Below are 21,621 nucleotides of genomic sequence, written 5' to 3' on the forward strand. Positions count from 1 at the left end.
GGTGAGGTCGACGAGTTCGCGGGGGTGGGTGAGGCGGCGGCCGGTGAGCAGTTCCAGGCGGCGCAGGCGGTTGAGGACCGTGTTGCGGTGGCAGTCCATGCGCTCGGCGGCGGCGCGGGGGGAGCCGTCGCACTCCATCCACGTGGCGAAGGTGCCCAGCAGGGACTCGCGTTCCTCGTCGGCGAGCTCCCGCAGCGGGCCGAGGACACGCTCGGCCAGCTCGCCGGCGAGCCGGCGGTCCGAGGCGGCCACGACCGTCGGCATCCGCTCCTCCCACAGCGCCACCTCGCCGTCGGAGGCGCACGTGGGCAGCGCCAGTTCGGCGAGCGTCAGGGCCCGGTGCAGTTGGGCCAGGCCGTGGACGACCGGGCTGACCCCCGCCCGCAGCCCGGGGACGGCGCCCAGGAGCGCGGCGAGCGCCCCGGGGGACCGGTCGCCGAGCAGGACGACCAGGACCTCGCCCGTGCCGCGGGGCGCCCGCAGTACCCGGCTGCCGGCGCCCACCGGAAAGGCGTCGTCGCCGGGCGTGCCGGAGGCCGCGGCCCGCACGCTGGTCACCGCGACCACGAAACGGCCGTCGCCCGGTACGCCCAGGGCCTGGGCCGCGGCGCCCACGCCGAGGCTCTCGGCGCGTCCTTCGAGCAGGGCGCCCAGCACACGGGCGGCCCGCCTGCTGCCGCCGGCCCCGCCGTCGCCCAGCGCCTCGCGGTAGGCGTCGGCCAGGATCGCGGTCGTGCGCCGGCGGAACCCCCACATCCGCGGGGCGATGTGCACCATCAGCGGGATGTCGCCGGGATGGTGCGCGGCGACGGTGTCGACGAGGTCCTGCCACACGACCGCGCCGCCCACCCCGAAGACGTGCGCCAGCAGCTCCAGCGGCATGCCCCGCTCGGCCTGGCGGCGGCCGGCCTCCCGCATGTGCCGGGCCGCGTCCGCGTCGCGCTCCGGGTCGACGAGCCGGTCCAGGTGCATGGTGATCATCGCCGCGAAGCCGTCGAGGGAGCAGTCGGGGTCGTCGGCGTGGTCCACGAAGCCGGGGACCTCGGTGTGCAGGCGGGCCATGACCCGCTCCGACAGCTCGCCGGTCCGCTCCTTCATCCGCAGCGCCGCCGTCCGCAGCAGCTCCCGGGCCGCCTCGTCCTGCGGCTGCGGACGCGCCGTCACCGGGGCGCTCCGGGGCCGTGCGCCGCGGAGATCCGCTCGGCGTCCAGGGCGAGCGCCAGGTGCACCACGTCGCGCGGTCGCGCCACGGAGCGTCCGGTGAGCTCCTCCAGCCGCCGCAGCCGCCTGCGCACGGTGTTGGCGTGGCAGAACAGGGCGGTCGCGGCCTTCTCGACGGAACCGTCGGTGTCCAGCCACGCCCCCAGGGTCTCCAGGAGCACGGTGGCCTCCGTGGCCTCCACGTCCCGCAGCCCGCCCAGGACGCCGGCGGCCACCTCGCTCGCGACGTCCGGGCGGCGGGCGAGCAGCCCGGCCGGGTAGCGGCGGTCCAGGACGGCCACCTCGCCGTCCCGGGTGCAGGTGCGCAGCGCGAGTTCGGCGAGTTCCCTGGCGTGTCCGACCGCGCCCAGCCGGTCCACCTCCGGGCTCAGGCCCGCCCGCGTCCCGGTGGGCACCTCCAGCGCGGCCGCGAAGTCGCCGAGCGTCAGGTCGCCCAGGTCGGCCAGGAGCACCTCGCCGCCGACCGGGAACGCCCGGTGCACCCGCACCCCGGCGGGCACCCCGGCCCGCCGCCGTACGGGCGGAGGGGTCGCCGTCGTGCCGCGCACGACGGCGACCGCGAAGCGGCCGTGCTCGGGCAGGCCGAGGGCGTCCGCGGCCTCGGCGAGGCCCGGGGCGTCCACCCGGCCGGCGAGGAGCCCCTCCAGCGCCCTGCGGCCGCGCTGCCGGTGGAACGTCACCTCGCCGCGGGCCCGCAGATAGGCGTCGGCCATCAGCCGGCTGTCCCGCTCGAACAGGTCCCAGACCTCCGCGGCGGCGCGGGCGATCAGCTGCGTCCCCTCGGGCCCCCGGCCCTCCCCGGCCCGGACCAGCGCCAGCCACAGCGTGTCACCGGCCGTACGGCAGGCGCCCATCATCGGCTCCAGAGGGAACCCCTGCCACGCCCGGCGTTCCCCCACCCACGACAGGTACGCGGCGGACACCGCGGAGCGCCCCGGGTCGGCGAGCGAGTCGAGGACGGCGGCGACCGAACCCTCGGTCTCCTCCAGCAGTCCGGACGGTGCCAGCGCGGGCTCCCGGTAGGCGGGGTGCCGGTCCCGGATCCGCTCGACGATGTCCGCCGCCACCGGCCCGACCTGCGCGCGCACCTGCAGCGCGGCGGCTCTCAGCATCTCGCGGTGCTCCCGCCCGGAGGCGCCCGCGATGCCCGCGGTGCACATCGGACGCGTCGTGGCGGGGGTGGCCATCCGATCTTCCTCTCGGCTCTGCGGGCGCGGAGCCCGGGTGGGCGGGCACCCGCACGGCATTCCTACCGGCTGGTAGTCCGGCCCCGGAAGACGGGTGACGCAAACGTGACCGACATCCGGACAGAACCCACACATCACCGAACACGCGGTCGTACGGGACGGCTCGGGCGGTGCCGCTGCACAGCCGGGCCCCGCCGCCGTTGGGAACCGCGACCAGAAACGGCCCCGCCCCTCGCCGAACCGCCCGCCATCTCTTCCCATGGAGCTCCCGCATCACCGGCCCCGGACGTGGCCCCCGGCCGCGCCCGCGGCGGCCCCCCGCGGCCCACCCCTCCAGGAGCAAGCACACCGTGACCCGGAAACAGCGCCTCAGGTCCACCGTCGTCCTCACCGCCGCCCTCACCTGCGTCCTCACGGCCTGCGGCGGGGACGAGGGCACCGCCGCGGACGACGGTCCGGTCGACGCGAACGGCGTGAAGACGGGGCCCGGCATCACCGACTCCACCATCACCCTGGGCGTCCTCACCGACCTGTCCGGCCCGTACGGCCCGCTGGGCCGCTCGGTGCTGCAGGCGGAGAAGCTCTACGTCGACCAGGTCAACGCCGAGGGCGGCGTGTGCGGCCGCAAGCTCAAGCTGCTCGTCCGCGACCACGGCTACGACGTCGACACGGCCATCGTCCACTACGGCGAGATGGAGCCGAAGATCGCCGCGATGCCGGGCCTCCTCGGTTCGACGATCATCAACGCCCTGCTCGACAGCATCGAGGTCGACGACGTCATGACGACGTCCCTCGGCTACTCCTCGGCCCTGCTCGGCCAGCCCACCCTGACGACCATCAACGCCACCTACGACGTCGACATGATCAACGGCTTCGACTACCTGGCGGACACCCAGGGCCTCGGGCCGGGCGACCGGGTCGGCTACATCTACCTCGAGGGCGACTACGGGAGCAACGCGCGGCGCGGGGCGAGGTTCGTCGCCGACAAGCGCGGCATGACCCTCGTCGAGAAGAAGGTCGGGCCGACCCGCAAGGACCTGTCCGAGGAGGTGCGCGAGCTCGGCGAGGCCGGGGTGAAGGCCGTCCTGATCAGCACCAGCCCCGCGCAGACCGCCGCGGCGGTCGGTGCCGCCGCCGCGGGCGGACTCGACGTGCCGTTCCTCGGCAGCGCCGTCGGCTACGACCCGCAGCTGCTGAAGACCCCGGCGGCGCCGGCGCTGCTGAAGATGCTGCAGCTCGTCGCCCCCACCCCGGCGATGACCAGCGACACCCCCGAGGTCAGGAAGCTCGTCGCGGACTACAAGCGCCGCTACCCGGGCGACCCGCTGGACCAGGGGCTGGAGACCGGGCACAACACGATGGCCGTCGCCGTCCAGGACCTGAAGTCGGCCTGCGAGGCGGAGGACCTGAGCAGGGAGGGCATCATCGCGGCGCACCGCCGGCAGAAGGGTTTCGACCCCGGGCTGGGCCCGGCCCTGGACTTCTCCGACCCGTGGCGGCCCAGCGCCACCCAGAGCTACATCGTCAAGCCGGACCGGGGCGTGCCAGGCGGTCTGGCCGGGGTGAAGGACGCCTTCAAGGTCCCGCTGGTGGAGCAGTACCTCGCCACCATCTGAGCTTCCCGGGCGCGGGGCGCGGGGGTGGGGCGGGCGCGACACGCCCGGCCTCCGCGCCCCGGGTTTTGCTTCGGCAAAAAGATCATGTCGGCTGTCAGTGCGGCCCGGTAGTCTCGTTTTCAAGATGAACGAAGAGATGTCTCCCGCCGAGCGGTACGCCGCTTCCCGGCTCCGCGCCGCCGAGCAGGCCACCGCACTCGCGGGCTTCCGCGAGCTGTACGAGTTCGGCCTGGACCCCTTCCAGATCGAGGCCTGTCAGGCCCTCGAGGCCGGCAAGGGCGTGCTGGTGGCGGCACCCACCGGCTCAGGCAAGACCATCGTGGGCGAGTTCGCGGTCCACCTGGCCCTCCGCGAGGGCCGCAAGTGCTTCTACACCACCCCCATCAAGGCGCTGTCGAACCAGAAGTTCACCGACCTCGTCAAGCGCTACGGCGCCGAGCGGGTCGGCCTGCTGACCGGCGACAACAGCGTCAACGGGGACGCGCCGATCGTGGTCATGACCACCGAGGTGCTCCGCAACATGCTGTACGCGGGCTCCCAGGCCCTCGACGGCCTCGGCTACGTGGTCATGGACGAGGTGCACTACCTCTCCGACCGCTTCCGCGGCGCGGTCTGGGAGGAGGTCATCATCCACCTCCCGCAGTCCGTGACCCTGGTGTCGCTCTCCGCGACCGTCTCCAACGCCGAGGAGTTCGGCGACTGGCTGGACACCGTCCGCGGCGACACGCAGGTCATCGTCTCCGAGCACCGCCCGGTGCCGCTGTGGCAGCACGTCCTGGCGGGCCGCCGGATGTACGACCTGTTCGAGGAGGAGCAGGGCGCCGGCACGGGCGGGCAGCGCGCCGCCGTCAACCCCGACCTGGTGCGGCTGGCCCGCACGGAGAACCAGCGCGCCTTCAACGGCCGCGACCGGCGCGGCGGCAGGATGCGCGAGGCCGACCGCGAGCGCGAGCGGCGCCAGCAGCGCAGGATCTGGACGCCCAGCCGGGTCGAGGTCATCGAACGGCTGGACGCGGAGGGGCTGCTGCCCGCGATCACGTTCATCTTCAGCCGCGCCGGCTGCGAGTCGGCGGTGCAGCAGTGCCTCCACGCGGGCCTGCGGCTCAACAACGAGGAGAACCGGGCGAAGGTCCGGGCCATCGTCGAGGAGCGCACCAAGTCCATCCCCGACGAGGACCTGAACGTCCTCGGCTACTTCGAGTGGCTGGAGGGCCTGGAGCGGGGCATCGCCGCGCACCACGCCGGCATGCTGCCGACCTTCAAGGAGGTCGTCGAGGAGCTCTTCGTGAAGGGCCTGGTCAAGGCCGTCTTCGCCACCGAGACGCTGGCGCTGGGCATCAACATGCCCGCCCGCTCCGTGGTCCTGGAGAAGCTCGTCAAGTGGAACGGCGAGACCCACGCCGACGTCACCCCCGGCGAGTACACGCAGCTCACCGGCCGTGCCGGACGCCGTGGCATCGACGTCGAGGGCCACGCGGTCGTGCTGTGGCAGCGCGCCTTCGACCCCGTCCACCTGGCGGGTCTGGCCGGCACGCGCACCTATCCGCTGCGCTCCTCCTTCAAGCCCTCGTACAACATGGCCGTCAACCTCGTCGGCCAGTTCGGGCGGCACCGCTCCCGTGAGCTGCTGGAGACCTCGTTCGCGCAGTTCCAGGCCGACCGCTCGGTGGTCGGCATCTCCCGCCAGGTGCAGCGCAACGAGGAGGGCCTGGAGGGCTACCGGTCCTCCATGACCTGCCACCTCGGTGACTTCAACGAGTACATGTCGCTGCGCCGGCAGTTGAAGGACCGCGAGGCCGAGCTGTCCCGGCAGGGCGCGAACCAGCGCCGGGTGGCCGTGGCGGACGCGCTGGAGAAGCTCCGCCCGGGCGACATCATCCACGTCCCGGCCGGCAAGTTCGCCGGGCTGGCCCTGGTCCTCGACCCGGGCGTGCCCGCCGGCCGCAGCCCAGGCCACCACAACCGGCACGACCCGTTCCAGCACGACGGCCCCCGCCCGCTGGTGCTCACCGCCGAGCGGCAGGTCAAGCGGCTCGCGCAGATCGACTTCCCGGTGCCGGTCGAGGCGCTGGACCGGATGCGCATCCCCAAGTCCTTCAACCCGCGCAGCCCCCAGTCCCGGCGCGACCTGGCCTCCGCCATGCGCTCCAAGGCCGGTACGGCCGGCATCGCGCCGCAGCGGCAGCGCCGCCAGCGCTCGGCCGCCGCGGACGACAACGAGATCGCCCGGCTGCGGACCGAGATCCGTGCGCACCCCTGCCACGGCTGCGACGAGCGCGAAGACCACGCCCGCTGGGCCGAGCGCTACCAGCGGCTCCAGCGCGACACCAAGCAGCTCGAGCGCCGCATCGAAGGCCGCACCAACACCATCGCCCGCACCTTCGACCGGATCTGCGCCCTGCTCACCGACCTCGGCTACCTCGAGGCCGACAAGGTCACCGCCGACGGCCGCCGGCTGGCCCGGCTCTACGGTGAGCTCGACCTCCTGGCCAGCGAGTGCCTCCGTGACGGGGTCTGGGACGGCCTCGGCCCCGCAGACCTCGCCGCCTGCGCCTCCGCGCTGGTCTACGAGTCCCGCTCCGCGGACGACGCCCTGCCGCCGCGCCTGCCCTCCGGCAGCGCCAAGCAGGCACTCGGCGAGATGGTCCGCATCTGGGGCCGCCTCGACGCCCTGGAGGAGGACCACCGCATCAACCAGGCCGAGGGCGTCGGGCAGCGCGAACCCGACCTCGGCTTCGCCTGGGCCGCCCACCGCTGGGCCTCCGGGCACGGCCTGGACGCGGTGCTGCGCGACGCCGACATGCCGGCGGGCGACTTCGTGCGCTGGACGAAGCAGCTCATCGACGTCCTCGGCCAGATCGCCGACGCCGCCCCCGAGGGCAGCCCGGTGCGGCGCAACGCCCGCAAGGCCGTCGACGGACTCCTGCGCGGTGTCGTGGCGTACTCCTCGGTGGGCTGAGCGGCCGCGGGGCTGAGCTACAGCGAGTTCCGGCGGGCGGCCGCGAGGTACGCCCGCCAGCCGCCGTGCTCGGTGATGTCCCGCGCGCCCGCCAGCGCGGCCGGCTCGCACAGGAAGCCCGGGACGGTGGTGCCGTCCGCGAGACGGACCGGGCCGAGGGCCATCGGGTGGGGGAGCGCGGCGAGGAGCCGGCCGAGGCCCTCTGCGGGGAGTTCCCACACCTCGCACTCCACGGTCGCGCCCTGGCCCGGTGGCACGCGCACCAGGCCGGGCTTGGGCGGCGTGGTCGCCAGGGCGTACAGCCGGTACTCGGCGGCGGTCGTGGTCGCACCGAGCAACCGGGCGCCCAGGGCCCGCAGTTCGCCGTTGAGCGGCTGGCCCGACAGGTGGGCGCCGACGACCGAGAAGGGGACGGTGGGGCGCAGCAGGCCCGCGATGGCGCTCTGGCGCTCCTCGGTGCGGGCGCGGCCCAGCAGCATCACCCCGAACGGCAGGCCGCCGACCTCGCCGGCGGGGACCGCGACCCCGCACATGTCCAGGAGGTTGGCGGAGTTGGTGAACCGGCCCAGGCGGGCGTTGGCCCCGACCGGGTCGGCCGCGACCTCCGCGAGCGTGGGGTGCCCGGGGGCCGTCGGCAGCAGCAGCGCGTCGGCGTCGCCGAGTGCGGCCATGGCGCGGTCCGTGAGGGCGGCCAGCCGCTCACGGTCGGCGAGGAGGCGGTGCGCGGGGATGTCGCGGGCGGCGGTGATGATGCGCGCGACGGTCGGGTCCAGGTCCGGGCTGCCGGTGTGTTTGTCGATGAAGCCACCCACGGCGGTGTAGCGCTCCGCCACGAAGGCGCCCTCGTAGAGCAGCGCCGCCGCGGCGGAGAACGGCGTCAGGTCCACCGGGCGCACCTCCACGCCCGCGGCGGCCAAGCGTCCGGCCGTCCACGAAAAGGCCTCCGCCCACCCCGGGTCGAGCTCCCCGAGCTGTTCCAGGGGCGGCACCGCCACGCGCCACGGCCCCGGACGGCGGGCGGGCGGCGGCGCCTGCGGCACGTCGGCGACGACACCCAGCGCCCGCTGTGCCTCCGGGAGCGTGCGGGCGAACACCGTGACGCAGTCCAGGCTCGCGCAGGCGGGCACCACGCCCTCGGTCGGCACCAGCCCCCGGGTCGGCTTGATCCCCACGATCCCGTTGAACGCGGCGGGCACCCGCCCCGAACCCGCCGTGTCCGTGCCGAGGGCGACGTCCACGATCCCGAGCGCCACGGCGACCGCCGAGCCCGCGCTCGAACCGCCGCTGACCCGCGCCGGGTCGTACGCGTTGCGCACCGCCCCGTACGGGCTCCTGGTGCCGACCAGGCCCGTCGCGAACTGGTCCAGGTTGGTCGTCCCCAGCACCACCGCGCCGGCGGCGCGCAGCCGGGCCACGGCGGGCGCGTCGGCGTCCGGCAGGTACGCGTACGCCGGGCAGCCGGCGGTCGTGGGCAGCCCCGCGACGTCGATGTTCCCCTTGACGGCGACCACCGTCCCGGCCAGCGGCAGCGGGTCAGCGGCGTCCAGGGCGGCGGCCTCCGCCTCCACGTCGGCCTGCGGCCGCAGCGTGATCCACACCTCGGGGCGGTCCACCTCGCCGATGCGCGCGTACGCGGCCCGGACCCGGTCGAGGGCGGGGGTGCCGGAGGAGGTTGGAGTGGGCATGTCGGGTTCTCCTTTACGGGTGTCTTCCCGCCCGGCCACCCCCTACCCGGGACGGCGCCGCGATCACGGCGCCGGCGCCGATCGGGGCGTGGGTGTGGCGCCCGGGGTGAGATGGGTGCGGCGGGTGTGGCCGGTCGGATGGTCGCGGGGTGGTGTCCGGCCGGCCCGGGCGGGTGTCCCGGTCGCGGGGGACCGGCGGCGACCGGTCGGAAAGGCCGGACGCCCAGGCGTCGAGCACCGGAGGCAGGCGCAGCAGGGGCGGGCTACCCGGGGCGCAGCGTGAGCAGCACCGTGCCGGCGTCGACCTGGTCCCCCGGGGTGACCAGGACCGCGTCCACAACGCCGTCCACGGGGGCCTCGACCGGGGACTCCATCTTCATCGCCTCCAGCGCCAGCAGCCGCTGCCCGGCCCGTACCCGGTCACCCGGACGGACCGCGACCTGCCACACCGACGCCGGGAACTCCGCCTCGACCGCGCTGCCGCCCTCGGGCACCGTGACGTCCGCCGTGCCCGCGCCCGCCGCAGGGGACGCGGCGGCCTCCGCACGGGCGAACTCCCCGGCGGCCTCCCACGCGTCCCGCTCGGCGGCGAACGCGGCCGCCTGCCGGGCCCGGAAGGCGCCGATGGACGCGGCGTTGGCGTCGAGGAAGGCCTGGTGCCCGGCGAGGGCGAACTCGCCCTCCTCGACCCGCAGTTCCAGGCGCCCTGCGGCCATGTCGGCCCGCATCTCCAGCAGTTCGCCGGCCTCGACCGGGAACCACTTGATGCGGTCGAAGAACCGCAGCAGCCACGGCCGCCGCCCGGCCGTCGCGCCCCGCCCCCAGACCTGGACGGTGCGGCCCACGAACTGGTAGCCGCCGGGCCCCTCCATGCCGTACACGCACAGGTAGGCGCCGCCGATGCCGACGGAGTTCTCGGCGGTCCAGGTCCGCGCCGGGTTGTACTTCGTGGTCACCAGCCGGTGCCGTGGGTCGAGCGGGGTCGCGACGGGCGCGCCGAGGTAGACGTCGCCGAGCCCCAGCACCAGGTACTCCGCGTCGAAGACGGTGCGGCGGACGTCCTCCACCGACTCCAGCCCGTTGACACGGCGGATGAACTCGATGTTCCAGGGGCACCAGGGCGCGTCGTCCCGCACCCCCGCCATGTAGCGGGCGGTCGCCTCGCGCGTGGCGGGGTCGTCCCAGGACAGCGGCAGGTGGACGGTGCGGCTGGGCACCACCAGCCGCCCGGCGGGCGGCAGGTGCCCCTCCGCCTCGCGCACGCAGTCCAGCAGCTTGGCCGTGGACAGCACGTCCGGGTCGACGTGCACCTGGAGCGAGCGGATGCCCGGCGTGAGGTCGACGACCCCCGGCAGTCCGGCCGCGGCCAGGTGCTCCGCGAGGGCGTGGACGCGCATCCGCAGGGCGAGGTCGAGCTGCATCGGCCCGTACTCGACGAGCAGGTTGTCGTCGCCGCTGCGCCGGTACGTCACCGACGGGCGGCCCTCGCCCTCCGGAAGGCGCCCGAGGACGCCGCCGTCGCCGAGCACGGGCCGCGAGGCGCGCGGCACGACGGCGGGGGAGCGCCGCAGGGCGGCCGCCGTGTCCTCGGTGACCGGCACGAACCGCACGGTGTCGCCGGGACGGAGCTGCCCCAGCTTCCAGCGCTGCCCGGTGACGACGGTCGCCGGGCACACGAAGCCGCCCAGCGAGGGCCCGTCCGGGCCGAGAAGCACGGGCATGTCGCCGGTGTAGTCGACGGCGCCGACCGCGTACGGGGTGTCGTGGATGTTGGAGGGGTGCAGCCCCGCCTCACCGCCGTCGGCGCGGGCCCAGCGCGGTTTGGGCCCGACCAGGCGGACGCCGGTCCGCGCGGAGTTGAAGTGCACCTTCCACTGCGCCGCGTAGAAGTCGCGGACGTCGTCCTCGGTGAAGAACTCGGGCGCGGCGTGCGGTCCTTCGACGGCGGCGACGTGCCACGCGGTGGTGAAGGCCGGTCGCCGGTCCACGGGCACCGGGGCGCCGCCGCAGGGCCCGCCCCCGTGGAGCACGTCCCCGGAGCGCAGCGCCCGGCCGCCGTGGCCGCCGAACCGCCCCAGGGTGAAGGTGGCGGCGCTGCCCAGGTATGCGGGGACGTCGAGCCCGCCGTCGCCGAACAGCACGTACGTCCGCAGCCCCGGGCCCTGCGGAGCCGGTACGTCCAGCTCGCCGCCCGCCGGTACGGTGACCGGCTCCCACTGCGGCACCGGCCTGCCGTCCACGGTCACGGCGACGGGCGCGCCGGTGACGCAGACGGTCGTCGGGTGCGTGAAGCGCAGCCGCGGGCCGAGCAGGGTGCACTCCAGGCCGGGCGCGCCCTCGTCATTGCCCAGCGCCTCGTTGCCGAGCCGGAAGGACAGGTCGTCCATCGGCCCGCAGGGCGGCACGCCGACGTGCCAGAGCCCGGTGCGGCCGGGCCAGTCCTGGACGGTGGTCAGCGTGCCCGGCCGCAGCACCTCGACGCGTGGCGTCGGGTCGGCGACGCCCTCCAGGGTCGCCGTGGTGTGCGCGGCCGCGCGCAGCGCCGGCTCGGCGACGGCGGCGCGCAGCAGGCCGAGGTTGGTTTCGATGCCGCCCACCCGGGTCGCGGTGAGCGCGTGGGCGAGCCGGTCGAGGGCGTCCTCGCGGTCGGTGCCGTGGGCGATGACCTTGGCCAGCATCGGGTCGTACGCGGTGGTCACCTCGGTCCCGGTCTCGACCCAGGCGTCCACGCGGACGCCCTCGGGGAACGCGACCTCGGTCAGCACGCCCGCGCCGGGCCGGTGCCCGCGGCTGGGGTCCTCGGCGTAGACGCGGGCCTCCACGGCGTGGCCGCGCGGCGGGCCCGGCTCCGTGACCACACCGGTGTCGCCCTGCGCGAGGCGCAGCATCCACGCGACGAGGTCGACGCCGTACACCTCCTCCGTCACCGGGTGCTCCACCTGCAGGCGCGTGTTGACCTCCAGGAAGTACGACTCGTCGCGGGCGGCGTCGTACACGTACTCCACCGTCCCCGCCGAGCGGTAGCCGACGGAGGCGCACAGGTCGCGGGCGCTGCCGGCGAGGCGGCGGCGCACGGCGTCCGGCAGACCGGGGGCGGGGGCCTCCTCCAGGACCTTCTGGTTGCGGCGCTGCAGTGAGCAGTCGCGGTCGCCGAAGTCGACGACCCGTCCCCGCCCGTCGCCGAAGACCTGCACCTCGACGTGGCGGGCCCGCTCCACCAGGCGTTCCAGGAACACGCCCGCGGAGGAGAAGGAGGCCGCGGCCACGCGCCGCACGCCCTCCCAGGCCTCGGCCAGCTCGGCGGCGGAGCGGCAGGCCCGCATGCCGATGCCGCCGCCTCCGCCGGTGGCCTTGAGCATCACCGGGTAGCCGAGGGCCCGCGCCGCCTCCAGGGCGGCGTCGAGGTCCGCCAGCAGCCCGGTGCCCGGCAGCAGGGGCACCCCGGCGGCCTCGGCGGCGGCGCGCGCGGTGTGCTTGGTGCCGAAGAGCGCCAACTGCTCCGGCGTCGGCCCGACGAAGACCAGGCCGGCGGCCTCGCAGCGGCGCGCGAAGTCGGCGTCCTCGGAGAGGAACCCGTAGCCGGGGTGGACCGCCCCCGCCCCGGTGGCGCGGGCGGCGGCCAGGACGGCGTCGGCGTCCAGGTAGCTGGCCTTGGCCGGGGCCGGGCCGAGCCGTACGGCGTGGTCGGCGAGGCGCACGTGCGGGGCGGAGCGGTCGGGGTCGGAGAAGACGGCGACCGTGCGCAGGCCCATGCGCCGGGCGGTGCGGATGACGCGGACGGCGATCTCGCCGCGGTTGGCGACGAGGAGGGTGTCGAAGGCGGCGTGGCTCACGGTGTGGGTCATGCGCGGCCGCCCGAGACCGTCATCTCGACCGGGGTCGGGTCGAAGCCGTTGCAGGGGTTGTTGACCTGAGGGCAGTTGGAGACCAGGACCAGGACGTCGGTCTCGGCCCGCAGCACGATCCGGAGCCCGGGGGCGGAGATGCCGTCGACGATGCCGAGGGTGCCGTCGGGCTCGACGGGCACGTTCATGTACCAGTTGACGTTGCCCACCAGGTCGCGCTTGCCGAGGCCGTATCTGGCGCCCTCGGCGAGGAAGTTCTCCACGCAGGCGTGCTGCGACCAGGTGTGGTGGCCGTAGCGCAGGGTGTTGGACTCCTTGGAGCAGGCGCCGCCGATGGTGTCGTGGCGGCCGCAGGTGTCCTCCACGACGGTCATCAGCGGGGTGTGCTCGTTGGAGAGCAGCACGCTGCCGGTGGTCAGGAAGATCCCGCCCTGGGCCTGGAGGGTGTCCGGCGCGCTGTAGCGGACGGCCGTGTCGTGGGCGTCGTACACCAGGAAGTCCACGGCCTGGTTGCCGCCGAGGTCGGTGACGGTCAGGTGCTCCCCGGCGCGGACCACCGCGGACCAGGGCGCGCGGGCGGGGACGACGGTGGTCTGACCGGTCACTGCAGCCCCCTGGCGGCGAGGTGGTCGGCGGTGTTGAGGAAGGCGCGGCGGCCCTCGGGAGTGGCGTCCCACAACGGGTCCCCGGGCGCGGTCGGCGCGGCGCGCCAGGCCAGCACCTCCAGGGGCGTGCAGACGTACTCCGGCCGCGGGTCCAGCGGGTGCGGCACGTTCGCGATCAGGACGGTCAGCGGCTGCTCGGCGCGCAGGGTGACGGACGCGCCGGGGCCCGCGGAGCCGGTGAACTCCAGCTTCCCGTCGGCGACGACGCGGACGCCCTGGAAGAAGGAGACCGACGGCGGCAGGTCGCGCGGCTCCAGGCCGTTCTTCAGCGCGGCCAGCTTCAGCAGCTCGCGGCCCGCGGGGGAGGGGCCGTGCGCCGAACCGTCCCCGTACAGCGTGGTGTTGCGGACGTCGGTCGAGGTGCCGCAGAGCGCGTCGTGCCGGCCGCCGGTGTCGGCCACGACCGAGGCGAGCACCCGGCCCTGGTCGGACAGGAGCAGGTGGCCCGCGCCGAGGTAGGCGTTCCACAGCACCTTCACCGTGTCGGCGGTGTTGAGCCGCTCCCAGGGGCGGTCGGCGACGTACAGCAGCAGGTGGGCGCAGGCGTCGCCCGTCAGGTCGGTGAGCCGCAGTCCGGTGCCGCGGGCCAGCACCTTGTGCGTGTAGGTGCCCCCCGCGACGGTCTCCGCCCAGACCAGGTCCCGCGGCTCGACACCGGGCGGCGGCCGCTTTGGCCAGTGCGCGGCGGGCAGCACGGGCATGGCGTCCACCCGTGTCCCCTCCTGCGCGCGGGCGTGGTCCCGGGCTCCGTGAGGCGTCCCTGTCGACACGGCGTTCCACCTCCAATTTCTGTCGTCCGACAGAAATTAAGCGGTGGTGGATTCGGCGCCGTTGCCCGTGCGTTTCCTGACGGTTACCGGGTGCTCACGCCCGCGCGGCGCGTGATCCCGGTGGTGCCGGGGCGTCGCCCGGGCGCCGGGCGGCACCGGTCACTTCGGGGTTCGCCGCGGGGCCGGGCGGCGGACGGGCGCTCGGCGGCACCCGTGCCGTGTGCCGTCCCGCGTGCGGGGGCCGGGGCCGCCGGGTGTCCGGGTGGCTGTGCGAGGATCGAGGCGTGAGCACCACGGGACGGCGTGTCGGGCGGCCGCGCGCGCAGGCGCGGCCGGACAGCGGCCTGACCGCCCGCGAGGAACTGCTGGCCGCCGCGGCCGAACTGTTCAGCACACAGGGCTACGCGGCCACCACGACCCGCGCCGTCGCCGAGCGCGCCGGGATGCGGCAGGCCTCGATGTACCACTACTTCGGCGGCAAGGAGGACCTCCTCGCCGCGCTCCTGGAGGGCACCGTCCGCCCGTCCCTGGACCTCGCGCACTCGCTCGTCGCCCGCACGGACGCCCCTGCCGAGGCCCGGCTGTGGGCGCTGTGCCGGGCGGACGTCGCCCTGTTGTGCGGGGGGCCGCACAACCTCGGCGCGCTCTACCTGCTCCCCGAGGTCCGTGCCGAGCGCTTCGCCGGTTTCCGCGCCGTGCGGGACGAGTTGAAGGCCGCCTACGCCGCCCTGCTGGCCGCCACGGTGCCGGGCGCCGCGCTCGGCACCGCCGACCTCGCGGTCCGTGCCGACCTCGTCTTCGGCCTCATCGAGGGCGTCATCCTCATCCGGCGCGACAACCCGATCCCCGACGGGCCGGCCTTCGCCTCCGCGACCGCCGACGCGGCGCTGCGCGTCGCCGGCTGCCCGGACGGCGGCCTGGCCGCCCTGCACCGCGAGGGCGAGGCCCTGCTGGCGGTGTGACGCGGCCCCGGGAGGTCAGTCCCCGGTCAGCCGGGCCGCCAGGGCGATCAGGTCGGCGACGCGCAGGACGCGGCCGGGCCAGCCCGGTACCGGCACGTGCAGGTGGGCCGTCCAGCGCTCGGGTACGGCAGCGAGGCCGTACACCGCGCCGGCGAGGGTCCCCGTGACGGCGGCGACGGTGCCGGTGTCGCCGCCCAGGTCGACCGCGGCACGCAGCGCGGCCTCGAAGCCGCCGGTGGCCCGCACGGCCCAGACCGCCGAACCGAGGCACGGCCAGACGGCGCCGTTGAACTCCGTGGCCAGGCCGGGGTGCCAGCCGGGCGCGAGGACGGCGGCCCACCGCTCGTGGAAGGGCTCGGGGACCTGCGCCAGCGCGTCGGCCACGACGGCGGGGGCGACCGGGTCGCCGCCGTCGAGGGCCACGCGTACCAGGTCGTGGAGGATCGCGCTGCCCTCCCATGCGGCGCGGTCGCCGTGGGTGAGGGCGGCGATCCTGCGTGCGGCGTCCAGGGAGGCCGCGCGTCCGTGTCCGGCGAAGTGGACGGCGGCGGGGGCGGCCCGCATCAGGGCGCCGTTGCCCGCCGCCCGGTGATGCGTCTGGAAGTGCACCGCCGCGGCCAGGTCCCAGGGGTCGCCGGAGGTCAGGACGGCCTCGGTCTGCAGGCCGATGTCCTTGGGGTCGGCGGCCGCCCACCGCACGAACCGCGCGAAGACGTCGGGGAGGTCGAGCGTGCCCGACTCCAGCAGGGAGTCGGCCACGAGCACCGCCATCTGCGTGTCGTCGGTGGCCTCACCGGGGTCCCAGCCGCCGCCTCCGCACATCTCGGCACCGGCGCCCGGTGCGGGGAAGCGGGCACTGAACGCGCCCGCCGGGCCGAACTCGAAGGGCGCGCCGAGCGCGTCGCCGACGGCCGATCCGACGATCGCGCCCGCAGCGCGTTCCTTACGGTGCGTCATTTGTCACCGGCCGCGCGACTGCCATGCACGGTGGTCCACGCCGACGGACGGCGTGCCGCGCCCGGTCGCCTTACGCCACGCGTGGCGGGCTCCGAGCCCGAGGCCGACGGGCAGGAGCACCGTGATGGGCAGTGAGGGCATGACGACCGGGGCGTGATTGCCCTCGGCGACAGCGACGACGACACCGACGACGACGGCGAGCGCGGCGAGGGCCAGGACCACGGCGGTCCAGTGCGCGGATTTCACGGCTGTACCGTACGCGTCCGCCACGGCAGGCGAGGCATCGGGTCGGCCGCGGACGTGCTTGGGGCCGCGAGCGCCCGGCGCCCGGGCGAGGCAGGCGCCTTGTCGGTTTGTCGATGAATAGTGAGTCGCCTCACACCCCACGCCCGACGGATGGTGACCATGGGCCGGTGAGCCCCACGCTTCCGTCATCCGGCAGTCGAATCGGGGGCGTTGATGGCGGAATTGCGGTGCACGAACGAGTCGTGCGGGTCGACGCGGGTGCAGAGCCTGCAGTTGTTCGAGGCGACGGTCGAGCCGGGTTCGCCGTTGAAGGCTGATCTCGGACGGCCGCCGAAGGCCGAGGGTGCCTTCGCGTGGCCGCTGGGACTGCTCCTGTCGGGGGTGGCGCTGCTCGTGTCGGGCGCGATCCTCGCCGGGCTGCTGGTGGCCGTCGTCGGCGTCGTGTGGGGTCTGCGGGAACGGGGCAGGGTGGCGGCCGCGAAGCGCGCGAACGCGGAGTGGCAGCGGAAGATGATCTGCCTCGTGTGCAAGAAGCCGTTCGTTCCCGTGGCATAGCCCGGGCACGTGTTCACGTCCCCGGCAGTTGCTCCTGCTCGACGTCGAAGCGCCCGGTCCGCGGCGCCGTGCCGAGTCCGTGTTTGCGCCGGCAGCCGCGGCCCCGGCCCCACAGCCGGGCGTCGTGCGCGGTGAGGGGCCGGTGGCAGTCGGCGCAGAGGACGGTCGGGCGCTCCTGCGCCGGCTGCCCTTCGGGCGACAGGCCGGGCAGGGGTGACGGCTCGGGTGCGGGTACGGCCATGCGGCCAGTGTGGCAGCGCCGGCCCCCGGCCACTGTCGGTGGCCGGTGCGACACTGGTGCCGTACGCCCCTCCCCGAGGTCGAGACGGGGAGGGGCGTCGTGCCCTCGAACTGCCGTGCCTACCGGGTCGGTTCCGGGAGGGCCTCGGTGAGGCGGGCGTTCTCCGCCGAGCGTGCCGGACGCGCCCTCAGCAGCCGCCACGCGATCCCCGCACCCACGCTGCCCAGCAGGAACAGCACGGTGAACCACTGGAAGTACCAGTGGCCGCCGGCCGGGTCGTAGACCGCGGCCCGCGGCCAGGCGAGGTTGACCGTCATGACCAGCCCGTAGAGCAGGGCCAGCGCGTTGACGGGCAGGCCCCAGCGGCCTAGGGAGAACAGCGGGCGGCCCCGCTCGTCCGTCCCGCCGGCGCCGAAGCGCTCGCCGCGCAGCCGGCGCAGCAGCATCGGGCCGGTGACCATGGCGTAGGCCAGGTACAGCATGGCGATGCAGGTGGTGCCGATGGCCAGGAAGGCGTCCGGGGACAGGAGGTTGAGCAGGCAGAGCGCGGCCGCCGCGACACCGACGACGAGCGCGGGCGCGACGGGCATGCCGGTGCGGGGCGAGACCCGGGACAGGCGGGCGGAGAACGGGAGGACGCCGTCGCGGGCCATGGAGAAGAGCATGCGGGTGCCGGCGGTCTGGATGGCGAGCGTGGCCACGGCGATGGCGACGGCGACGTCGGCCAGCAGGGCCTTCCCGACGCCCGCGCCGAGGCTGCTGGTCAGGACGTAGCTCAGGCCCTCCGTCGCGAGCCGCCCGTCGGTGAGGCTCGGGGCGGCGAGCAGTCCGCCGAGCAGGAGCAGTCCGCCGAGGGCGCCGGCCGCGGCGAGGGCGGTGAGGATGGTGCGCGGGGCGGTGCGGCGCGGCGAGCGCGTCTCCTCGCTCATCTCGCCGGCGCTGTCGAAACCGATGAGGACGTACGCGGCGGTGAAGGAGCCGACGAGGAGCGCGCCGACGGCGCCGCCCTGGCCGCCGGTGTGGAGGGTGACGCCGGGGCCGCGCTCGGCGTGCGTGAACAGCAGGACGACGATGAGGCCCGCGCCGATGATCTCCGCGGTGACGCCGACGCGGTTGACGGCCGACATGACCCGGTTGTCGAGCGTGTTGACCACGGTCGTGAGGGCCAGCAGCACCACGCCGAGCAGCGCCGCGTTGGCCGCCCCGGTCGCGGTGGTGGGCGCCGGATCGCCGCCGAGGACCTGGAAGCCCGGCCAGATCGCGGGCAGGACGACCTGCAGGGCGAGCGCGGCGGCCGCCACGACCACCACCTGGCCGATCACCATGATCCATCCGGCGAACCAGCCCCACGTCGGTGTGCTGAGCCGGGTCGACCACTGGTAGATCGCCCCGGACAGCGGGTAGCGGGCGGCGAGTTCGGCGAAGCAGGCGGCGACCAGCAGCTGCCCGGCGAGCACCGCGGGCCAGGTCCAGAAGAAGGCGGCACCGCCGGAGGAGAAGCCGAAGGCGAAGAACTGGAAGACCGTCGTCAGGACGGAGATGAAGGAGAAGCCCGCGGCGAAGGAGGCGTAGCGCCCCATGCTGCGGTGCAGTTCCTGGCGGTAGCCGAAGCCGGCGAGGGTGCCGTCGTCGGAGGCCGGCGGGGGCGGCGGGGGAGCGGAGGGCGCGGACGGTGCGGTGGTGGTCATGGCGGACCCCTGTCGCTGGATTCCTGTCGGGTGACAGAAATTAGGGGCGGTCCATTTCGCCCGCGTGTCACGTTCATGTCCGCGACGCTCCAAGGTGCTCACCGCCGTCGGGCCGGCGCGACCCTTCCCGCGATTCGCGATGTATCGCGCTTGTCAGGATGGGTGACTCGCGATATGTTCGGTCGCGGATATACGGGAGCGAGTGTGCGGAGGTATACGGGCATGGCCAAGCGCCGCAAGCTCGGCAACCCGCTGGCCCTCGCCGTCATGGCGACGCTCGGCGAACGCCCCATGCATCCGTACGAGATCGCCCAGGTGCTGCGGCAGCGGGGCAAGGAGCAGAGCATCAAGATCAATTACGGCTCGCTCTACACCGTCGTGCAGAACCTCGAGAAGCACGGCTTCGTGGAAGTCACCGGCGTGCAGCGGCAGGGCAACCGCCCCGAGCGCACGCTCTACGGGCTGACCGAGGCCGGCCGGGAGGAGCTGCACGACTGGCTCGCCGACCTGGTCGCCGTCCCGGTGCGTGAGTACCCGGCCTTCGAGGCGGCGCTGTCGCTGCTGCTCGTGCTGCCCGCCGACGAGGTGGTCGACCTGCTCACCGAGCGGGTCGCGAAGCTGGAGGTGCAGGCGGCCGGCGTCCACGGCGTGCTCGCCAGGCTCCGGCACGACCTGCCGCGGATGTTCCTGATCGAGACCGAGTACCAGGTCCACATGCTCGAGGCCGAGGCGCAGTGGATCCGCGGCTTCCTCGGCGAACTCGGGAAGGGGACCATCTCCGGCGCCGCCGAGTGGCGGCGCTGGCATGAGACCGGTGAGATGCCCGAAGCCTGGACGGAGTCCGAGGAGGGGGCCGAGGAATCGGCCACCGCGCGGCACTTCAGGGAGGAGCTGCGGAGGCGGAGCGGCCCCGACGCGACACCGACATGAGGAACGCCCCCGGCGCTCGCTGCGGGAACAGCGCGCGCCGGGGGCGGTGACCCCGGACCGGACGGCTGCGGGAACAGTCGCCAGGCGATCGAGGTGCGGCACACCCAGGATAGCCCGGCAGTCCCCCCGCCGATCGGTCCGGCCGTTCGTGGAAGGCCCGTTCACCAGGGCCACCGTGCGGCCCGTCACGGGCCCGCGAACCGACCGACCACCGGGCCGTGCAGGCACGGCCCCCTTGGCAGGCGGAGGAATCTGTCATGAGCACACGCGCGCCCGCGATCGTGGCGCACGACCTCGTCAAGACCTATCCCGGGGACGTGCGCGCCCTCGACGGGATGGGCGTCACCGTGGAGCCCGGTACCGTCTTCGGGCTGCTCGGCCCCAACGGCGCCGGGAAGTCCACCACGGTGAAGATCCTGACCACCCTGGCCCGTCCCGACTCCGGCACCGCCCTCGTCGCGGGTCACGACGCCCTGCGCCACCCCGACCGGGTGCGCCGGGCCATCGGTGTCGTCGCCCAGAGGTCGGGCGCCGACCCGGTCGCCACGGGCGCGGAGAACCTGCGGCTGCAGGGCCGGCTGTACGGGCTGCGCGGCGCCGCGCTCGACCGCCGCGTCGAGGAGCTCCTCACCCGCTTCGACCTGGCCGACGCCGCGGCGCGGCCGGTGAAGACCTACTCCGGCGGCATGCAGCGGCGCCTGGACGTCGCGCTCGGTCTGGTCCACCGTCCCGAGGTGCTCTTCCTCGACGAGCCGACCACCGGCCTCGACCCCGAGGCGCGCACCGCGATGTGGGAGGAGATCGCGCGCCTGGCGGGCGACGACGGCCTCACCATCCTGCTCACCACGCACTACCTGGAGGAGGCCGACCGGCTCGCCGGGCGCATCGCGATCGTCGACCGCGGCCGGGTCGTCGCCGAGGGCACCCCCGACGGGCTCAAGGGCGAACTGCGCGGCGACGCCGTGCACGTGGAACTACGCGAGCCGGCCGGCCCGGTCGACGCCCACCTCCTGGAGACGGCACTCGGCGAGTTCGCGGGCGTGCGCGAGGCACGGCTGGACGGCCGCCGGCTCAGCGCCCGCGCCGACGACGGCGCCGCGGCCGTGCCGCACGTGCTCGCCGTCCTGGAGCGCGAAGGCGCCGCCGTCGCCTCCGTCACCGTCGCCCGGCCCTCGCTGGACGACGTGTACCTCCGCTACGCCGGGCGCCGGTTCGCCGACGCCGACACCGCCACCCCCGCGGCCGGGTCCGCGACCGTCCCCGCGCCCGCCGGAGGTGCCCGATGAGCGTCGCGCTCACCCAGACCTGGTACATGACGCAGCGTCATCTCATGGCGTTCTGGCGCCAGCCCGCGTACCTGCTCATCACCTTGGTGCAGCCGGTGATCTGGCTCTTCCTGTTCGGCGCGCTCTTCCGCCGCGTGGTGGAGCTGCCCGGCTTCGGCGGCGGATCGTACCTGGACTACCTCGTCCCGGGCGTGGTCGTGATGAGCGCGCTGTCCTCCAGCATGTGGGCCGGCATGGGCACGCTGGAGGAGATCGAGCGCGGCACCCTCAACCGCTTCCTCACCACCCCGGTCAGCCGCGCCGCGCTCATCAACGGCAACGTCGTCTCCCAGGGGCTCAGCACCGCCCTGCAGTCCGTCGCCATCGTCGCCCTCGGCAAGCTCGGCGGCGCCGACTACCCCGGCGGCGCCGTCGGGCTGCTGGTGCTCGTCGTGGCGTCGGTGCTGCTGGGCACGCTGGTCGGGGCGTTCTCCAACGCCATGGGCATGCTGGTGCGGCAGCGCGAGAGCATCATCGGCATCAACACCTTCCTGCTGCTGCCGCTGACCTTCCTGTCCTCCGCCTTCATGGCGCCCGCGCTGATGCCGTCCTGGATGCGGCACGTCGCCGACGTCAACCCGATGAACTGGGCGCTCGTCGCGAGCCGTTCCGCGATGGCCGACAGCCCCGACTGGGGTGCGGTGCTCACCCGCGGCGGCGCGCTGCTGGTGGTGGCGGTCGCCGCGGTCGGGCTGTCGACCCGCACCTTCCGCTCGTACCAGAAGTCGGTCTGAGACCCGGCCGGTACGACGACCGGGCGTGACCCCAC

The 21,621-nt window shown here is 74.8% G+C and carries 17 protein-coding genes; 7 read left to right on the forward strand and 10 right to left on the reverse strand.

The features are described from left to right. On the reverse strand, positions 1 to 1,164 hold a 1,164-nt coding region (locus PV350_RS22885; RefSeq protein WP_500335768.1), incomplete at its 3' end, for a PucR family transcriptional regulator. Further along, on the reverse strand, positions 1,161 to 2,408 hold the full coding sequence (locus PV350_RS22890; RefSeq protein ID WP_500335769.1) for a PucR family transcriptional regulator: 1,248 nt from the start codon (positions 2,406 to 2,408) through the stop codon (positions 1,161 to 1,163). The genes PV350_RS22885 and PV350_RS22890, both read right to left, overlap by 4 nt. A gap of 350 nt (positions 2,409 to 2,758) precedes the next feature. Here PV350_RS22890 and PV350_RS22895 point away from each other — a divergent pair, with 350 nt between their 5' ends. Next, a complete protein-coding gene (locus PV350_RS22895; protein ID WP_499510919.1) occupies positions 2,759 to 4,024 on the forward strand; it encodes an ABC transporter substrate-binding protein in 1,266 nt (421 codons plus the stop codon). 124 nt (positions 4,025 to 4,148) lie between these two features. Next, positions 4,149 to 6,983 (forward strand): DEAD/DEAH box helicase, encoded by a 2,835-nt coding sequence (locus PV350_RS22900; protein ID WP_499510918.1) that lies wholly within the window; start codon positions 4,149 to 4,151, stop codon positions 6,981 to 6,983. Between the two features lie 17 nt (positions 6,984 to 7,000). Here the strand turns inward: PV350_RS22900 and PV350_RS22905 are convergent, their stop codons facing one another. From PV350_RS22905 to PV350_RS22920, 4 genes are all read right to left on the reverse strand, one after another. Beyond that, positions 7,001 to 8,668: an allophanate hydrolase gene (locus tag PV350_RS22905; RefSeq protein WP_500335771.1), complete on the reverse strand. Its 1,668-nt coding sequence runs from the start codon at positions 8,666 to 8,668 to the stop codon at positions 7,001 to 7,003. A 263-nt stretch (positions 8,669 to 8,931) separates the two neighbouring features. Beyond that, on the reverse strand, positions 8,932 to 12,513 hold the full coding sequence (uca, locus tag PV350_RS22910) for an urea carboxylase (protein ID WP_500335772.1): 3,582 nt from the start codon (positions 12,511 to 12,513) through the stop codon (positions 8,932 to 8,934). Further along, a complete protein-coding gene (locus tag PV350_RS22915; protein WP_499510915.1) occupies positions 12,510 to 13,118 on the reverse strand; it encodes an urea amidolyase associated protein UAAP2 in 609 nt (202 codons plus the stop codon). Before PV350_RS22915 ends, uca begins: the two co-directional genes overlap by 4 nt. Continuing rightward, on the reverse strand, positions 13,115 to 13,879 hold the full coding sequence (locus tag PV350_RS22920) for an urea amidolyase associated protein UAAP1 (protein WP_499516780.1): 765 nt from the start codon (positions 13,877 to 13,879) through the stop codon (positions 13,115 to 13,117). The genes PV350_RS22915 and PV350_RS22920 overlap by 4 nt, the downstream gene beginning before the upstream one ends. Before the next feature lie 353 nt (positions 13,880 to 14,232). On the opposite strand from PV350_RS22920, the gene PV350_RS22925 reads away from it, so the two are divergent. Beyond that, positions 14,233 to 14,910 (forward strand): TetR/AcrR family transcriptional regulator, encoded by a 678-nt coding sequence (locus PV350_RS22925; protein WP_499510914.1) that lies wholly within the window; start codon positions 14,233 to 14,235, stop codon positions 14,908 to 14,910. Between the two features lie 15 nt (positions 14,911 to 14,925). On the opposite strand, the gene PV350_RS22930 is transcribed toward PV350_RS22925, so the two are convergent. Then, positions 14,926 to 15,867, reverse strand: coding sequence for an ADP-ribosylglycohydrolase family protein (locus tag PV350_RS22930; RefSeq protein WP_500335775.1), 942 nt, complete (start codon positions 15,865 to 15,867; stop codon positions 14,926 to 14,928). Between the two features lie 3 nt (positions 15,868 to 15,870). Continuing rightward, on the reverse strand, positions 15,871 to 16,113 hold the full coding sequence (locus tag PV350_RS22935; protein WP_500335776.1) for a DUF5325 family protein: 243 nt from the start codon (positions 16,111 to 16,113) through the stop codon (positions 15,871 to 15,873). Positions 16,114 to 16,371: 258 nt separating this feature from the next. Here PV350_RS22935 and PV350_RS22940 point away from each other — a divergent pair, with 258 nt between their 5' ends. After that, positions 16,372 to 16,668 carry a hypothetical protein gene (locus tag PV350_RS22940; RefSeq protein ID WP_499510911.1) on the forward strand — a complete coding sequence of 99 codons (297 nt, stop codon included), beginning with the start codon at positions 16,372 to 16,374 and terminating at the stop codon, positions 16,666 to 16,668. A 13-nt stretch (positions 16,669 to 16,681) separates the two neighbouring features. Here PV350_RS22940 and PV350_RS22945 read toward each other — a convergent pair whose 3' ends face one another. Together PV350_RS22945 and PV350_RS22950 are read right to left on the reverse strand one after the other, a co-directional pair. Further along, positions 16,682 to 16,909: a DUF6011 domain-containing protein gene (locus tag PV350_RS22945; RefSeq protein WP_499510910.1), complete on the reverse strand. Its 228-nt coding sequence runs from the start codon at positions 16,907 to 16,909 to the stop codon at positions 16,682 to 16,684. A gap of 119 nt (positions 16,910 to 17,028) precedes the next feature. Next, positions 17,029 to 18,597: an amino acid permease gene (locus tag PV350_RS22950; RefSeq protein WP_499510909.1), complete on the reverse strand. Its 1,569-nt coding sequence runs from the start codon at positions 18,595 to 18,597 to the stop codon at positions 17,029 to 17,031. 222 nt (positions 18,598 to 18,819) lie between these two features. Here PV350_RS22950 and PV350_RS22955 point away from each other — a divergent pair, with 222 nt between their 5' ends. From PV350_RS22955 to PV350_RS22965, 3 genes are all read left to right on the forward strand, one after another. Beyond that, positions 18,820 to 19,527, forward strand: a complete 708-nt coding sequence (locus PV350_RS22955; protein ID WP_499510908.1) for a PadR family transcriptional regulator — start codon at positions 18,820 to 18,822, stop codon at positions 19,525 to 19,527. 257 nt (positions 19,528 to 19,784) lie between these two features. Then, complete coding sequence (locus PV350_RS22960) at positions 19,785 to 20,813, forward strand: ATP-binding cassette domain-containing protein (protein ID WP_499510907.1); 1,029 nt, start codon at positions 19,785 to 19,787, stop codon at positions 20,811 to 20,813. Continuing rightward, positions 20,810 to 21,586 (forward strand): ABC transporter permease, encoded by a 777-nt coding sequence (locus PV350_RS22965; RefSeq protein WP_499510906.1) that lies wholly within the window; start codon positions 20,810 to 20,812, stop codon positions 21,584 to 21,586. Before PV350_RS22960 ends, PV350_RS22965 begins: the two co-directional genes overlap by 4 nt. Positions 21,587 to 21,621 lie beyond the last annotated feature (35 nt).

Source organism: Streptomyces sp. PA03-6a (assembly GCF_033792765.1).
Classification (GTDB): Bacteria; Actinomycetota; Actinomycetes; order Streptomycetales; family Streptomycetaceae; genus Actinacidiphila.

What these genes read in the sequence shown, in the direction of transcription:
- PV350_RS22890 (WP_500335769.1), bottom strand. Translation starts at nt 2,408, where the DNA reads ATGGCCACCCCCGCCACGACGCGTCCGATGTGCACCGCGGGCATCGCG.
- PV350_RS22900 (WP_499510918.1), top strand. Translation starts at nt 4,149, where the DNA reads ATGAACGAAGAGATGTCTCCCGCCGAGCGGTACGCCGCTTCCCGGCTC.
- PV350_RS22905 (WP_500335771.1), bottom strand. Translation starts at nt 8,668, where the DNA reads ATGCCCACTCCAACCTCCTCCGGCACCCCCGCCCTCGACCGGGTCCGG.
- uca (WP_500335772.1), bottom strand. Translation starts at nt 12,513, where the DNA reads ATGACCCACACCGTGAGCCACGCCGCCTTCGACACCCTCCTCGTCGCC.
- PV350_RS22920 (WP_499516780.1), bottom strand. Translation starts at nt 13,879, where the DNA reads ATGCCCGTGCTGCCCGCCGCGCACTGGCCAAAGCGGCCGCCGCCCGGT.
- PV350_RS22930 (WP_500335775.1), bottom strand. Translation starts at nt 15,867, where the DNA reads ATGACGCACCGTAAGGAACGCGCTGCGGGCGCGATCGTCGGATCGGCC.
- PV350_RS22945 (WP_499510910.1), bottom strand. Translation starts at nt 16,909, where the DNA reads ATGGCCGTACCCGCACCCGAGCCGTCACCCCTGCCCGGCCTGTCGCCC.
- PV350_RS22950 (WP_499510909.1), bottom strand. Translation starts at nt 18,597, where the DNA reads ATGACCACCACCGCACCGTCCGCGCCCTCCGCTCCCCCGCCGCCCCCG.
- PV350_RS22955 (WP_499510908.1), top strand. Translation starts at nt 18,820, where the DNA reads ATGGCCAAGCGCCGCAAGCTCGGCAACCCGCTGGCCCTCGCCGTCATG.
- PV350_RS22960 (WP_499510907.1), top strand. Translation starts at nt 19,785, where the DNA reads ATGAGCACACGCGCGCCCGCGATCGTGGCGCACGACCTCGTCAAGACC.
- PV350_RS22965 (WP_499510906.1), top strand. Translation starts at nt 20,810, where the DNA reads ATGAGCGTCGCGCTCACCCAGACCTGGTACATGACGCAGCGTCATCTC.